General features: G+C 57.1%; 12 protein-coding genes and 3 pseudogenes. 6 read left to right on the forward strand and 9 right to left on the reverse strand.

Translation table 11 applies throughout. The annotated features are described in order from the left end of the window. From repA to repC, 3 genes are all read left to right on the forward strand, one after another. A complete protein-coding gene (gene repA / locus CFBP4996_RS26640) occupies positions 1 to 1,284 on the forward strand; it encodes a plasmid partitioning protein RepA (protein WP_080854981.1) in 1,284 nt (427 codons plus the stop codon). After that, positions 1,281 to 2,306: a plasmid partitioning protein RepB gene (repB, locus tag CFBP4996_RS26645; RefSeq protein ID WP_080854983.1), complete on the forward strand. Its 1,026-nt coding sequence runs from the start codon at positions 1,281 to 1,283 to the stop codon at positions 2,304 to 2,306. The genes repA and repB overlap by 4 nt, the downstream gene beginning before the upstream one ends. Positions 2,307 to 2,507: 201 nt before the next feature. Further along, a complete protein-coding gene (repC, locus tag CFBP4996_RS26650) occupies positions 2,508 to 3,722 on the forward strand; it encodes a plasmid replication protein RepC (protein WP_080854985.1) in 1,215 nt (404 codons plus the stop codon). A 289-nt stretch (positions 3,723 to 4,011) separates the two neighbouring features. Here repC and CFBP4996_RS29580 read toward each other — a convergent pair. Both CFBP4996_RS29580 and CFBP4996_RS29585 read right to left on the reverse strand, forming a co-directional pair. Continuing rightward, positions 4,012 to 4,647, reverse strand: a pseudogene (locus CFBP4996_RS29580) (GSU2403 family nucleotidyltransferase fold protein). After that, positions 4,539 to 4,964, reverse strand: coding sequence for a nucleotidyltransferase family protein (locus CFBP4996_RS29585; RefSeq protein WP_424243874.1), 426 nt, complete (start codon positions 4,962 to 4,964; stop codon positions 4,539 to 4,541). The pseudogene CFBP4996_RS29580 and the gene CFBP4996_RS29585 overlap by 109 nt, the downstream one beginning before the upstream one ends. 154 nt (positions 4,965 to 5,118) lie before the next feature. On the opposite strand from CFBP4996_RS29585, the pseudogene CFBP4996_RS26660 reads away from it, so the two are divergent. After that, a pseudogene (locus CFBP4996_RS26660) lies at positions 5,119 to 5,722 on the forward strand (Tn3 family transposase); the annotation flags it as partial. On the opposite strand, the pseudogene CFBP4996_RS26665 reads toward CFBP4996_RS26660, so the two are convergent. The 5 genes and pseudogenes from CFBP4996_RS26665 to CFBP4996_RS26685 form a co-directional block, all read right to left on the reverse strand. Further along, a pseudogene (locus tag CFBP4996_RS26665) lies at positions 5,722 to 6,350 on the reverse strand (formyltransferase family protein). The pseudogenes CFBP4996_RS26660 and CFBP4996_RS26665 overlap by 1 nt on opposite strands. A gap of 1,042 nt (positions 6,351 to 7,392) precedes the next feature. Beyond that, entirely contained in the window at positions 7,393 to 8,550 is a 1,158-nt protein-coding gene (locus tag CFBP4996_RS26670) for a site-specific integrase (RefSeq protein ID WP_162936139.1), read from the reverse strand. A gap of 14 nt (positions 8,551 to 8,564) precedes the next feature. Continuing rightward, positions 8,565 to 8,837, reverse strand: coding sequence for a DUF7673 family protein (locus CFBP4996_RS26675; RefSeq protein WP_080854986.1), 273 nt, complete (start codon positions 8,835 to 8,837; stop codon positions 8,565 to 8,567). A 33-nt stretch (positions 8,838 to 8,870) separates the two neighbouring features. Continuing rightward, positions 8,871 to 9,272: a type II toxin-antitoxin system VapC family toxin gene (locus CFBP4996_RS26680; RefSeq protein ID WP_080854987.1), complete on the reverse strand. Its 402-nt coding sequence runs from the start codon at positions 9,270 to 9,272 to the stop codon at positions 8,871 to 8,873. Then, positions 9,269 to 9,526 (reverse strand): type II toxin-antitoxin system VapB family antitoxin, encoded by a 258-nt coding sequence (locus tag CFBP4996_RS26685; RefSeq protein ID WP_080854988.1) that lies wholly within the window; start codon positions 9,524 to 9,526, stop codon positions 9,269 to 9,271. Before CFBP4996_RS26685 ends, CFBP4996_RS26680 begins: the two co-directional genes overlap by 4 nt. 188 nt (positions 9,527 to 9,714) lie before the next feature. On the opposite strand from CFBP4996_RS26685, the gene CFBP4996_RS26690 reads away from it, so the two are divergent. Together CFBP4996_RS26690 and CFBP4996_RS26695 are read left to right on the forward strand one after the other, a co-directional pair. Then, positions 9,715 to 10,851, forward strand: coding sequence for an RHE_PE00001 family protein (locus CFBP4996_RS26690; RefSeq protein ID WP_080854989.1), 1,137 nt, complete (start codon positions 9,715 to 9,717; stop codon positions 10,849 to 10,851). Between the two features lie 101 nt (positions 10,852 to 10,952). After that, the gene (locus CFBP4996_RS26695; RefSeq protein ID WP_080854990.1) at positions 10,953 to 12,026 is read left to right on the forward strand and encodes a PIN domain-containing protein; all 1,074 of its coding nucleotides are present in this window, start codon (positions 10,953 to 10,955) and stop codon (positions 12,024 to 12,026) included. Between the two features lie 142 nt (positions 12,027 to 12,168). Here CFBP4996_RS26695 and CFBP4996_RS26700 read toward each other — a convergent pair whose 3' ends face one another. Together CFBP4996_RS26700 and CFBP4996_RS26705 are read right to left on the reverse strand one after the other, a co-directional pair. Further along, on the reverse strand, positions 12,169 to 12,678 hold the full coding sequence (locus tag CFBP4996_RS26700) for a TIR domain-containing protein (RefSeq protein WP_080854991.1): 510 nt from the start codon (positions 12,676 to 12,678) through the stop codon (positions 12,169 to 12,171). A gap of 1 nt (position 12,679) precedes the next feature. Next, on the reverse strand, positions 12,680 to 13,549 hold the full coding sequence (locus tag CFBP4996_RS26705; RefSeq protein ID WP_080854992.1) for a DUF4231 domain-containing protein: 870 nt from the start codon (positions 13,547 to 13,549) through the stop codon (positions 12,680 to 12,682). Between the last annotated feature and the right edge of the window lie 8 nt (positions 13,550 to 13,557).

Raw genomic sequence — 13,557 nt, forward strand, 5'->3', positions numbered from 1 at the left:
ATGTTGTATCTTTGGCGGGCAATGGTCGGCAAACCGAAGGCTGCCCGCCAAGGGGGCGATATGGCGATAGCGAGACAGGCAGGAACGACAAGCAGTCCGAAAGAAGACGCAGGCGGAAAAATCATGCGCCATGCGGGCCTGCTGTCGCAGCAGTTGCAGCAGCTTCGAACGCGTATGTATCCTCCCAAATCGGAGAAGAGCCTACGGCCGTTCCTGACGAACGAAGTCTCCAAGCTGACCTCGATACCCGATTCGACGTTGAAGCTCATGTCGAGCGAAGGGCGCGGACCGATTCCCGGCCGACTGGAAAATAATCATCGTGTCTACACACTCGCCCAGATCAACGAGTTGCGCGAGCTTTTTGCGGCCCAGAAGCCAGCTGAAGCACTGAGGTTTCTTCCGCGGCGTCGCCAGGGCGAGCATCTGCAGGTCGTAGCCATCGCCAACTTCAAGGGTGGTAGCGCCAAGACGACGACCTGCGTCCATCTCGCTCATTATCTTGCATTGCAGGGCTACCGCGTTCTTGCCCTCGACCTTGACCCGCAGGCATCGTTGTCCGCATTGTTTGGCGCCCAACCCGAATTCGATGTCGGGGCGAACGAAACGATCTATGCCGCTCTTCGTTACGACGATGCGGAACGTCGGCCGATCCGCGACATCATCCGCAAGACCTACTTCGAAGGAATCGATCTGATCCCTGGCAATCTCGAAGTGATGGAGTATGAGCACGAGACGCCACGGGTGCTCGCACAAAAATCAGGTTCAGGCGCGATTTTCTTCGAGCGGCTGAAACTTGCTCTTGCCGAGGTCGAGCAGGACTATGATGTCGTCATTCTCGACACGCCCCCGTCGCTAGGGTTCCTGACGCTTAGCGCGATCTACGCTGCGACCAGTATGATCATCACGGTCCATCCTGCGATGCTTGACGTCGCTTCCATGAGCCAGTTCCTGTTGATGATGGGGGATTTGATCAGCGTGCTGAACGAGAGCGGTGCGCAACTCGACCAGGACTTCATACGCTATCTCGTCACCCGCCACGACCCCAACGACGCGCCGCAATCGCAGGTCGTCGCGATGATGCGTCATCTGTTCGGGACTGACGTTCTGCTTCCTACCTTGATCGAAAGCACGGCTGTTGAGGCCGCCGGGCTCGCGAAGCGCTCGATCTACGAGCTTGAAATGGGCCAGATTGGACGTGATACCCACAAGCGTGCCCGGGAAGCCGTCGATGCTGTGAACGAGGCAATACTGAAACTGATCAATGGTAGCTGGGGACGCACATGACCAAGTCGTCGCGCAAGTCCATCGTTGCGAATTTCGGCCTGTTGTCGGCCGAACTTGAAAACAAGCTGTCAGCCGAAACGTCCGCTGTCCCGCAACAGCCGGCTGCTCCGACCCGCGTCGGTGCCGGTGTTATCGGTGCTGCACACAGGGCCATCGACGACATCAAATCTGAACGCGATCGTCTGAAGGCGCTCGTAGAATCGGGTGGAGGCGCAATCAGGGAGCTCGATCCGTCGAGGGTCGATCCGTCGCCCTTTCCGGATCGTCTTCCAGATGACGGTGCAGAAGATTTCGAAGCTTTCCGCAACTCCATTCAGTCGGAAGGCCAGAAGGTTCCGATTCAGGTCCGCAAGTCTCCCTCATCGCCGGAGCGTTATCAGGTTGTTTACGGACACCGCCGTCTGCGGGCTGCAAGGGAGCTTGGCATCCCCGTCAGGGCGATCGAAGTCGAAATTTCCGATGTCGAGCTTGTCATTGCGCAGGGCATTGAGAATGCCGACCGTCAGGATCTGACATGGATCGAACGGGCCCTGTTTGCACGCCGCATGGATGAGGCCGGGGTAAAGCCTCGCGATATCTATGCTGCCCTCTCCATCGATGACGCAGAACTCGCCCGGATGCGGGCAGTCTATCGCAGCGTGCCGTCAGACATGATCGAGGCGATCGGACGTGCCCCGAAGGTCGGGCGTCCGAGATGGGCTGAGTTTGCGAAGGCTTTTTCGGAAAATTCCGAGGCGATGGACAATCTTCACGGCGTGCTGTCGCAAGCTGTGGAAAAGCGGATGAACTCCGATCAAAGATTTCTGGCTGTCCTGGACGTCCTGAAGCCCAAGGTTTCGCCGAAAACGTCCCCACGGGTAATCGTAAACGGTGAAGGCCGGCAACTGGGCAACTACGTTGCGTCTTCGAAGGATATCCGCATTTCTGCGGAAACGACGGCTGGAACAGAATTCCTGAAATTCATTGAAGCTGAACTGCCGGCTCTTGCGGAGCGGTTCACACACGAAAGACTAAAAGGTTAGGACGAAGCCAAAGGACAAGCTTCGCAGCATTTGCAAAGGAAGGGAACGAGCAAAAGAAAAAGGCCCCCTAGACGTTGCCGTCATGGAAGCCCTTCTCGATGTGTGACAACTTGAGAATCGCATTTCCATGAATCCTAGTCAAGAGTGTTTGGCACCGTTTCGGTGAGCGTTTTCCTTTTGCCTTTTTGAAGAGGCAGGACAATGGAAGATGGACAGGTAACGACGCCCTTTGGGCGGCGGCCGGTGACGCTTGCGCTGGTGAGGAGGCAGATTGCTACCGCCAGGATCAAGCAGGGCGCTTCAGCCGATAAATGGAAGGTTTTCCGGGACGCTTCGGAAGCGAGAGAGGTGTTGGGACTACAAGATCGTAGTCTTGCCGTACTTGACGCGCTGTTGAGCTTCTATCCCGAAAACGAACTTCGCCAGGATGCACAGCTGGTGGTGTTTCCGTCGAACATTCAGCTCTCGATCCGCGCGCACGGTATTGCGGGCGCCACCTTGCGTCGTCATCTGGCACTACTGGTCGAAGCGGGACTTATTGTTCGAAAAGACAGCGCCAATGGTAAGCGATACGCCCGAAAGGATGGTGACGGATCAATCGAACATGCCTTCGGATTTGATATCTCACCGCTTTTGATGCGTGCCGAAGAACTGGCCTGTCTTGCTCAGCAGGTCGCCGCAGAACGAATTATCTTCCGAAGGGCAAAGGAGAACCTTACAATAAGCCGGCGCGATATTCGCAAGCTGATTACAGCGGCGGTCGAAGAGGGCGCGCCGGGTGACTGGGATTGGATCGAAACGCGGTATCTGGAGCTTGTAAGACGTATTCCTCGCAGGCCGAGCCTTGCAGATCTCCAGAATTTGGGGCGCGAGATGGATGTCTTGCGGCAGGACATTATCAAGTTGCTGAATTTTGATGACTTTTCATCAAAAATGACTGGCAATGATGCTCAAATTGAGCGTCACATACAGAATTCAAATACCAACCACCCTAATGAACTTGAACCTAGCTCTAGAAACGAGCTGGAAGCGAAGCCCACGCCAGAAAATCAGACTGAACACCTGCCGATAAAAACGTTTCCCATAAGTCTTGTACTGCGGGCCTGCCCGGAGATTTTAAATTACGGGCCTGAAGGACAAATCCGAAATTGGCGAGAGTTGATGACGGCGGCCGTGGTCGTCAGATCCATGCTGGGAGTGAGCCCTTCTGCATATCAGGAAGCGTGCGAGGTGATGGGGGCAGAAAATGCGGCAGTAACGATCGCATGCATCCTGGAGCGTGGCGGGCATATCAATTCGCCCGGTGGGTACCTCAGGGACCTGACCAACCGAGCGAGGCGTGGCGAGTTCTCCCTCGGTCCCGTACTCATGGCTTTGCTGCGGGCGGCAGGCCATCCTGTGAAAGCGGCCGGATGAGCGCGATTAATGACGTCCAGCGGCATGGCTGCGATTTATCGGACAAGCTCAAAGGTTAACGTGTCACTGAATAGATCCGAGATTTGTGGAGCCCCCCTCTTTCCCAACCTTGAGGCCAGAAGAACATCATGAGTAAATCGAATGTCAGCGACGAGAGTAAGCGCGACGCGGCGCGTCACATCATACGGACCTTTTCTCTTTCATCGGCCGGTAGAATGCCGAACGCGCGATGGACGGCCGGTTGATATCGCCTCTGGACGGCATCAACACCCGCTGTGAGCGCTTTTCGCTAAGTGGGGCCTCTGCTCCATGCTTGGCGAAGAGCGTCACCCAGATCGCGACTAGCTCCGGTTTCTTGCAATGCCTCGAACAACATTCCGGCCTGGCGCAGGTCCTTTTCCTTCTTTGCCCTGCCACCGGTATCATCTTGTCGCCGGCCAGCCACTATCAGTTTGTGGACGGCGAACCGTGATGGATCGGGCACCACGACCGAGACACCGGTGCCACGCAACAAAATCGTTCGTACCGGATCACGGATCAGGAAATCCATGTATCGGAGAGGTTCGGCAGACGCACCGCCGAGGGCGGTGCATTTGCGCAGGTTGATCCGCGTATTCTTCCGATCCCCGGTTTGTCGTCAGGAACTCTACCCGGTAACCAGACGAGCTACGGAAGGCATTGGAGAGGGGGAACCCGAGACATGGGGCACGGCGCGGAATGACGGATCGATGGATTGAAGGAGATTGACAATCGGTGGAATTGAATCCTCGATCTCCCTTGAAATCACGTAATCCTGTGCCAGGTCCGCGTCACCTGTCAGGATCGCGGCCATGGGCAGCCGGATACCGAGATGGGCCGCATAACATTGAAACGCGACTGTGCCGAGGAGGATACCACGGAGCCGGAATAAACCGGCCGATGCCAACGCCTCAACGACTGGCCTGTGAAGCGATCAGGAGTAACTAGACCAGCTTCGCGGGTTAACGCCGCGGCCATCTTTCGCTGGTTCTGATAATCGTCCTTTTCGCCCCTGAAGGTTTCAACTCGGTTTGTGATCTCGTCATCATCGGCAGGACCGACATAGCGCCGCTTTTGACCGCCTTTGCCGTCTGGTTGATCGAAATGCCAGTATGAGCGGTTATCAACCCTGACAGAGACATAGCGACCAGTAGGTGGGAAATCGGCCGACCACTGCGCATCAAAAGTCCGTTGCTGCAGCTCCGCGATCATCGTCTGGAACATGAGATCGATTTGCGCAAGCTGGACAACCTGAATACGGCAGAGGTCACTCGTCCCCTCCCCCAAAAGCCCTAATAAATGGCTCGATTACAGATATTTTAGGAGATCAGGAAAGTCCACTCTCTCCACGCGACCTGATCTTCGAGATTCTGGGCGAGCCTCCCGTATTGCTCTACCCAAGGCAGTGTTAGATCAACGATTGTTTCCTTGCCTCTATGGTCTTGGCACCAATGCCCCTCTGAAGCGGGTCGCCGGTGCTAGCTATGAGGAGCTTCTTCATCTGCAACGCCGCTTCATTCACCCGGGTGCTTTGCTGGAAGCCTACGCTCGATTCGCTAACGCCACGCTTGCAATTCGCAATACGGCAGCCTGGGGTGATGCCGGAACGGCTCGCGTATCGGATTCCGTGAAGTTTGGTGCCAGGATTGCAACCTGATGACCGAATAGCATCCCGTTATTGCGAGCGCGGCGTCATGATCTACTGGCATGTCGAAAAGCGCGCGGTCTGTGTCTATTCCCAGCTCAAACGATGCTCGTCTTCGGAAGTCGCATCGATGATAGAAAGGGGTTTTCCGTCATTGCACTGATCTGGAAATCCAGCGGCAATATGTCGATAGCCAAGGCCAGAGTGCCGTAGGCTTTGCCTTTTGCCGACTGCTCGGATTTGAACTCGCCCTGTGCCTGAAGGCAATCGCCCGAGAGAAGCTCGCATTACCCGACGCGGGTTCCGGACAAGATTACCGAACCTGCTTCCCATTCTTTACGAAGCGTAAGAGCCGGGACCGGGGGGAAACACCACGGTTCGGCTACCGTTCAGGAATACACGCCGATGAATATGGGCGTGAATGGCGCGCGCCAGCACCTGCGCCTCCACGTCGCGGTCGAGCGACAAGTAATCCTCAGCCGGCTGGGCATGGGTGATGCGCACGGTATCGTGCCTGACATCGCCTCGCACATCCTGTCGGAAAGCACCTGCATGTAACGCGCCAGCACGATGAGTTCCGTAGCCGAGCTTTCCACGATCTCCATGATCCAGGCTTCGGCCTGCGGCTTGTTCTCTTTCGTCACCGGAATGTGGTGGAACGGAATGTCGTGATTGACGACGACCTTCTGATAATCGAAATGGTTGGAAACCACACCGACAATATCGATCGGCAGCGCCCCGATGCGCCAGCGGTAGAGCAGGTCATTGAGGCAATGGCCGAAGCGCGACACCATCAAAAGAACCTTCATCCGCTCTGCCTGATCGTGCAGCGCCACCTCCATGCCGAACTTTTCCGAGATCGGAGCAAGCCCGGCCATCAAGGCGTCACGTGCCGCACCCTCCTCGGAATTTCCCGATATACGGTGCTGTACGCGGAGCAGATCGCGAACCAGCTTAGTGGCGATGCGCGAGTTCCCTGGTGGGGGAAAGGCTGACCGCTGTGCGCTAAAAAATGCCAAGTGTGGCCAGGACAACGGGCTTTTGGCAAATAGAGAAGACAATGAACCGCTACAGCCCGGTCGGCGTCTCCCGGAATTCCTCGTCCTATTTCGGCTGTCGACATCTCGCCTACTTTGGGAGATCTATTGTTACAGCACCCCTCCTCTCCCCTCCCTTCTCTGTGAGGCTGAGGCCGAGTTCCAGGAGCGATGTCATCTTATAAATCCTGTCAGCTGACAGGATTTATTCCTCGACTGTGTGGCGACTAGAATGCTCGCTCATTCTTTACCTTTGATCGCGTAGTCCGAAACTATAAGAGCCGGAACGGCATAGACGCCGTTGAAAGGGTTTGACGATTGCGAAATCCAGAACTCGCCAGGCAAAACCCTGTCAGCTGACAGGATTGGCTTTCGGGCAACGGCCGACAGCCCATTCTACAGGCGGCCACAAATCTCGCCGACGTCGCCTCAATTGCTTGGATAGTCGGGGATGACTGCAATGGAGAACGCCAATCAAGCCCGGTATACGAATCTATCCATGGATAGGCTCAATACAGCGCCCTCTCCGCGTTGCTGGGCATTTTGCACCTGCTCCGAAGTGCCCCTCCCCTCTTCGCCTCGGCCACGTGAGCGACTATAGCTTCTTTGCAGGATCTTTCCTGCGCGGTCCAAGACCCTATAAGGCCCGTCGAGTGAGGGAGAAATTCACTCTTGATAGAAGGACTCACGGCAGAAAGCCGTGACTATCCGCTGCCGCGTCGTTGGTTGGTTTTCTGCTCCACGAGGAGTTTTCCGGGAACTCTTTTGGCGTCCCTGCCCTGTCTGAGAGATCTCGACACTGAGCTCGGGCTTAAGTACAGGATGCCATTTGCGCGCGATCAGGCATCTTTGCTCAATGCACCCTCACCGTGGGGACGAAAATTCATCGAAAGATTGAGGCGGCCTTCGGCGAATTGACGCAATTGTTCGTGTGAAGGCAGAGGAGTAGATCACAGTTACGGAAGCGCAATCAAAGCAGCCTTGCAGCCCGGCCATTGCGCCGCGCGACGTTGTTATAATAGCTCGACGCCTGCTGGACAGACCGATGGCGGGACTGGTCCATCGCTTCAGTAAGTGGGATACCCCGATTGGCGGCTTCAGTTAGGTATCCGGATCGCAACCCGTGTGCTGAAAACTCCCGCGGATCCAACCCCGCCTTGGCCACCCGTTGCTTGACGATATCGTTGACCGCTTTCGGATCGAGCGCCCGCAGGCTGACATTACCCCAGCGGTCAATCGCCCGAAACACACTGCCGCTGTCGATTCTCGCAGCCTCGAGCCAGGCATTCAGCGCGTCCACCGGCCGACCGTTCAAGTAGACGATCTCGTCCTGACCGGCTCCCGAGTTTTTGGTGCGGCCGAGATGAATGGCGAGGCAGGGGAGGGGACTACCGTCCTCAGCGCTAACCGGTTCCTCGTTCGTGAGCTGCTCCTTGCGGAGAGTGGCTACTTCGCTGCGTCGGCGCCCGCCGGACGCAAACGCGACCATCAGGATTGCCCGGTCCCTGATATCGCGAAGATCGGCGCCGCCGCAGGTGGCCAACAATTTCGCCAACACGTCACCGGTGACAGCCTTGGCACTCTTGCGGCGGCGTTGCCGCGGGACGGCACGAACGGCCAGCCGAATAGCTGATTTCAGGGCAGGGGAGGCGAAGGAGCCGTCCAGGCCTCGCCATCGGGTCAGTGTCGACCAACTGGCAAGCCGCCGGCGGACAGTGTCGGGCGCATGCGGCCCTGTCGTTTTCAGAAATCCCTGATCACGCATCGATTGATCGACGTCCAGCGGCATGCCGTGAAAAGCGTCCTCCCGGCGCCGTTCTGGATCCCACAAATGGTGAGCGACGAATTTTAGAAGCAGTGCCTCGGGCGCCGGCCAGGGAAGAGTGTCGCCGGTGGACGCCAGCGACCATGCCTGCAGGTAGGCGAGATCGGATGTCAACGCCCTGAGCGTATTGTCGCCCATGCCTTCGTTGACAAGGTGCCGTAGTGTTTCGACATCCCGATCAGTCAGGAGCTCGGCAAGCTCATCGCGGCGTTCGATCGGCAAGACGGCGGCGATGGTATCGAGTTCTGCGGCGCGGCGGTCGACGGCGGATCGTGGCGTTGTCGATGCACGCTGGAACTTCATTGTATAGCCTCGATCTACGGTCGCCAGCGCGCGATGATTTTTTCGATCTCGTCGCGATAGGCGTCAGGGTAGACGAGGTCTTCTTCCCGGGCGAGAAAGGTGAAGATCGTTACCATGTCCTCGGCAACATCACGATCGACATTGGCAAGGTCGGTCAGATCGAAACCGCCGTGCACCTCGGCGTTCCACCAGGCGAGCAGGAAATTGGCCGCTCTATGGCCCTGGCCGGTATCCTGGTGGGCGACATTCAGCAGTTTTTCGAGGGCAAATCTGACGCGATCTTCCATAAAATCCTCTTGGGCCCGGTTGGTGGTTTCTTCTCACACGGCGGATGCCGGATGAATTTTCAGGTCAGTCTTGTTAAAATCGTTGCCCTTGAACAACAACGGCGCTTTGGCGACAATGGCAACCGCATAGGAAAAGCAATCACCCATGTTGAGCGCGGCAGAATGGCGGCCTTTGCCGAAGCGGTCGAACGCGCGTTGTGCTTCGCGGTAATGTGCGTCATCGAAGGCGACCGCGGTGACGTTTGGCAGTTGAACAAGCTGATCGATGATGTTTGAAGCGTTGGGAAAGCCCTTGCCGGTCAGCACCATACGCGCCTCCAGCAGCGTCGGCCACCCGATCGCCACCGCTTCCCGTCCCAGTAACGTCGTGAAGCGTTCGGCTTCCGGCTCTGCGAGCGCCATCGTCAGAATGACCGACGTATCGACGGCGATCATCGCGGTAACCCGTTCTCGTCGTAAAGATCGTCATGCGCCGACGTGACACCGGCCGCAACGGTATGCCGGCCTTCGGCCATCAAGTCCGACAGGACATCGATTGGTGCTCGGGCAGACTGTTGGCGCAGCTCCCGATCATAGCGTTCAAGCGCCAGTTCAACCAGCCGGTTGATCGGCTGGCCGGTGCGGTGTGCAAGCGCATGAGCGAGGTCTCTCGCCCTGGCGCTGCGGACGGAAAGCTGTGGTTCGGACATATTTGGTGCTCCAGCTCGAAATGCGTGGTTTTAATATAGTCTCGGGGAACAAAGATGGCAAGAAAATCACCATTTGATGGCTCACTTCCGATAAGGGGTACTTATCGATGGTAGAAAAGCCAACCCGCCATCATGCGCAGTGAGGAACCGAAACATTTAGATAGAGTTCGTTTAGCAAATCATTTACCATGATTTCAATGTCTTATGATTTTGCCAACTTGCCCATTCTGAGCCTGATGGGGCCCGCTTTTGAAGCGGGTCTCGCCCTTGCGCGCCTCGACGAGCGCATCGCCCGTTCGCCGGTCGGGCGGGGCTGGATCGAACGCTCGCATTTCGCCGACGCCTGCGCCTCGCTGTGGCTCGACGGCGAGCTCGTCCACCTCGAGGACCTCGTCCTCCATGACGCCGCGAAAGATATTCGCACGCCGACCCATGAGCTGACCATCGCCGGCGACGTGTTGCGCACCCGTCGGCGCATCGCCGGGCATTTGCCCGGCTGGGCGGTGTCGGCCGACGGCATTCGCACGCTCCGACAGACCTCGGAGATCACCTCAACCGGCACTGACGAGGTGGAGACGGCCGGTGCCATCCGGCGCGCTGCAGCGATCGATCCGGAAGGGGAAGGAGATATGGACGGTGGCGACACTCTTCCCGGCGTCGACTATGCTGAGATCGATGCGGTGCTCGCCCGATCGGAGGCGGCGATCGAGAACGCATCACGGCCCGGCCGTGGCGGCACGCAAGAGAGAGATCCGATGATTTACGATCTCGACTGGGACGAGGACGAGCGGTTGGAGGAATGGCGCGGCGTGCTGCGGCAGACACAAGACTTACCGGCGGTGCTGCAGGCGATTGTCGCCCTCGACGCCTGGAACGAGCTGGCGGTGCTGCAACATGCGCACTGGCTCGGCCGGCTGTTTTGCGTGTCAATCTTGCGCCAGGCCGGCGTCACTACTGCGACGCATCTCGTCGCCGTCAATCTCGGCCTGAAATCCATTCCTGTCGATCGGCGCCGCCATCGCGATCGCGAAACTCGGCTGCTCGCCATTGCCCAGGGTTTCTCCACGGCCGCCGAGATCGGGCTGAAAGAACACGACCGGCTGGCGCTCGCGAAAACGGTAATGGACCGAAAGCTGGAGGGGCGACGGACGTCTTCGAAATTGCCGGAACTCGTTGAACTGGTGATGGCGAAGCCATTGGTGTCGACCAAAATGGTGGCGAAGACGCTCGATGTGACGCCGCAGGCGGCGCGGCGGATTGTTTTGGAACTCGGCCTGCGCGAGATGACGGGGAGGGGGAGGTTTCGGGCATGGGGGGTGCTATGAAGCGCGTTTATCTGATGAGGCCGAATCGGCGCAGCAGGGGGCGCTGTCAATGGAAGGCTTGAAATCCACGACTCCCCATCCGGAAACAGGAGGCAACCATTATGCTCAAGGTCCTCGTAGACACATGTGTATGGCTCGATCTGCTTGGGGACTATCGCATTCGACCACGGCTTAAGGCCTTTTTGCATCTAGTGCGCCAAGGAAAGATCGGCCTTATCGTGCCGCGTATCGTCGTTGAGGAATTTGATAGAAACAAAGTGAGGACACTCAAGGCGATTTCTAGCGGGATGGCCAATCATGTAGGCGAGGCAGGTCGCTTGGCACGGAAGTTTATGCGATCCAACGAATCGGCTGAACTTTCGCGTCATCTCGAAGATTTAGCTGAACAGATGAATCGAGAGAGCGAGGCAGCCGAGCGGGAAATCCGGGAAGTTGAGAGGCTTTTCGAAGAGTTCCCGAACATGCCCACGAGCGACGCGGCTCGGCTGCGTGTCAGTCGGCGGGCGGAGGCTAAACTCGCACCCTTCCACAGGGGCACCAACAGTACAGCCGATGCGCTCATTCTCGAAGCCTTTCGCGAGGCGATTGCTGCCGACCCGGATCTCGGAAATACCTACATTTTTATCACCTCTAACCATAGCGACTTCAGCCAAGTCAACGGCGACAGGCGCGTGCCCCATCCCGACCTTGCGGAGTACTTTCCCGAAAACCGCGCAAGCTTTGCACTCGATGTAATGTCGGTGATTAGCCTGTTTGGCATGGATCTAATTCACCGGTTCATGCCTGACGAGTTCGATGAGCCCCGCAAGAAGACCGAGATCATGGACATGATCGATAAACTTGAGGACATCAGCCGCTATCACGACATCAAAGACCGCGAAAAGCTGATCGAAGCTGGGCGCATCGTGATTGTGGACGACGATCCGGACAGTCGTGGTAAGCCAACGCCTCCAGGCATCATGAGACGGTCGATCCTCGGGCGACAACGCCGGCAACTTGAGGATCTCGAAGCCAAACTGGACGAAGACGACAAACGTGAACTCGACGAGTGGGAGCGAGGCGAATTATCAGGTCGGATGGCAGCGCTTGAATGGCTGATGGGCGGAGAATGGGATGGGGCAAGCTATACCCCGATGACCGTGACTGCCCTAACTGCGGATAAGGAAACCATGTAGGGATGCGGTACTCCCCTAGTAACATGTCGTCGGTGAGCTCGGCTTGCGCGAAACGACAGGGAGGGGGAGGTAGGCGTGGGAGATCATATGATTGTGCTCCAGAATTAGGCCGCAAAATTGGCCGCAAAACTAGAAATCGTGCTCAGAGCCCTAGTTCGGCATAGATATGCGGACCGTAGTGACGGGCGCCCCCGCCCCTGTCAGTGGCGCTCATACGCCGGTATTCGTCCGGCCAATTGTCGAGCGCAAAGCGGATTGCCCTCATTTTAAAGGGCACGTGAACAACGCACTGGTCGCGGATGATCGGCGGGCAATTTGCGTCCTGTTGACGGCTCTCGTTGATGTTTGCGGCGACAATCGGAAGGCTGAGTTCGAGAGCGAGTTCCAATTCCCATCGAACGAACCGGTAGAGATTTTTGGTTTTCTCTCCGATTAGTGCAATGACAGCAGACGATTGACGCATCCGCTCTTTTAGATTGCTTTTTACATAGGCTTCGCTATGAGCGCGGCTTGTCATAGTGTCGAGATCGTGGGCGTCAAAAAAGTTGAAATCGATCCGGTCGTTTGCCTTCCATCCGCGCATAAATCGGTAAGCCCAGCCGTCATTATCGCCGTCGAAAATCACGTAAGAAGGGTCGGTGTGCGAGCTCATCTTAATTTCCTTGCTGCTGTCGGGCGGCCCATTGCGTGTGCTCGCGTGAGAAGGCAAGTTCGGCTTCGTTAACGGCGGCGGAAAACTCTCCCGCGGTCGCCGCATCCTCGATAAGGCTCTGCACCAAGCCGATTTCCTGCGCTGTAAGCGTGTAAGCGGCTGCCAGTTCGTTGAATTTTTTTATTTGCGTCCATCCGATCGCGGCTGAGGCGAAGACAACCAATGGCTCGGTTGGCCAGCTGACGGACGTCGGATCAACTATCCGCGTTAGGATGAAGATCAGACCGAAACCGTACGCAAGACATGAGATAGCAACCCACCATTGGGCGGCAGCGCTGTTGGTCTTGGCCTTCTTTTGATACCATCCCCGTTGATCGGCGATGCGATAGAGCAAATAGAAGGCGCGACGCTCCTCCAACTTTTTTTCCCGCATGTCCTGCATGGCACTTGGCAACTGTTCACCATCGGACTGCAGATCACTTAGTGCGTCGCTGATCGAATGGTTAGCCTTAAGGACGTCGCTCAGCAGATTGCGGAAATCGCGTCGTGCGTCACTTGACTTGGCATCATCGAAAGGTTCGGCCCGCATGGCAAATCGCCAGCTCAGTGTTTTGACCGATTCCGAAAGAGCACGGGCCTGATACCAAGTGCGCTCCGGCTTCTTCATTGAACGATAGACCATGACGATCATCGACAGAGCGAAAACGATCGCATAAGCGGCAAAATATGCGCGTGTGTCGCTCCACCCAAGCGAGAAAAAGGCGGTAACGATCAGCAGGCCGTATTCGAGTCGGACCAGCGCCAAAAACCACCACTGACTCCTGTTGGACGCCGCATCGGCGCTTTCGAACAATGTCGGATAGGTCATCATGGCTTTGG

The organism is Agrobacterium leguminum (assembly GCF_005144435.2).
Taxonomy (GTDB): Bacteria; Pseudomonadota; Alphaproteobacteria; order Rhizobiales; family Rhizobiaceae; genus Agrobacterium; species Agrobacterium leguminum.

Excerpts from the sequence above, each read along its gene's own strand:
- repA (WP_080854981.1), top strand. The coding sequence starts at position 1 with ATGTTGTATCTTTGGCGGGCAATGGTCGGCAAACCGAAGGCTGCCCGC.
- CFBP4996_RS29585 (WP_424243874.1), bottom strand. The coding sequence starts at position 4,964 with ATGTTCCAGACGATGATCGCGGAGCTGCAGCAACGGACTTTTGATGCG.
- CFBP4996_RS26675 (WP_080854986.1), bottom strand. The coding sequence starts at position 8,837 with ATGGAAGATCGCGTCAGATTTGCCCTCGAAAAACTGCTGAATGTCGCC.
- CFBP4996_RS26695 (WP_080854990.1), top strand. The coding sequence starts at position 10,953 with ATGCTCAAGGTCCTCGTAGACACATGTGTATGGCTCGATCTGCTTGGG.
- CFBP4996_RS26680 (WP_080854987.1), bottom strand. The coding sequence starts at position 9,272 with ATGATCGCCGTCGATACGTCGGTCATTCTGACGATGGCGCTCGCAGAG.
- repC (WP_080854985.1), top strand. The coding sequence starts at position 2,508 with ATGGAAGATGGACAGGTAACGACGCCCTTTGGGCGGCGGCCGGTGACG.
- repB (WP_080854983.1), top strand. The coding sequence starts at position 1,281 with ATGACCAAGTCGTCGCGCAAGTCCATCGTTGCGAATTTCGGCCTGTTG.
- CFBP4996_RS26685 (WP_080854988.1), bottom strand. The coding sequence starts at position 9,526 with ATGTCCGAACCACAGCTTTCCGTCCGCAGCGCCAGGGCGAGAGACCTC.
- CFBP4996_RS26690 (WP_080854989.1), top strand. The coding sequence starts at position 9,715 with ATGATTTCAATGTCTTATGATTTTGCCAACTTGCCCATTCTGAGCCTG.
- CFBP4996_RS26705 (WP_080854992.1), bottom strand. The coding sequence starts at position 13,549 with ATGATGACCTATCCGACATTGTTCGAAAGCGCCGATGCGGCGTCCAAC.
- CFBP4996_RS26670 (WP_162936139.1), bottom strand. The coding sequence starts at position 8,550 with ATGAAGTTCCAGCGTGCATCGACAACGCCACGATCCGCCGTCGACCGC.
- CFBP4996_RS26700 (WP_080854991.1), bottom strand. The coding sequence starts at position 12,678 with ATGAGCTCGCACACCGACCCTTCTTACGTGATTTTCGACGGCGATAAT.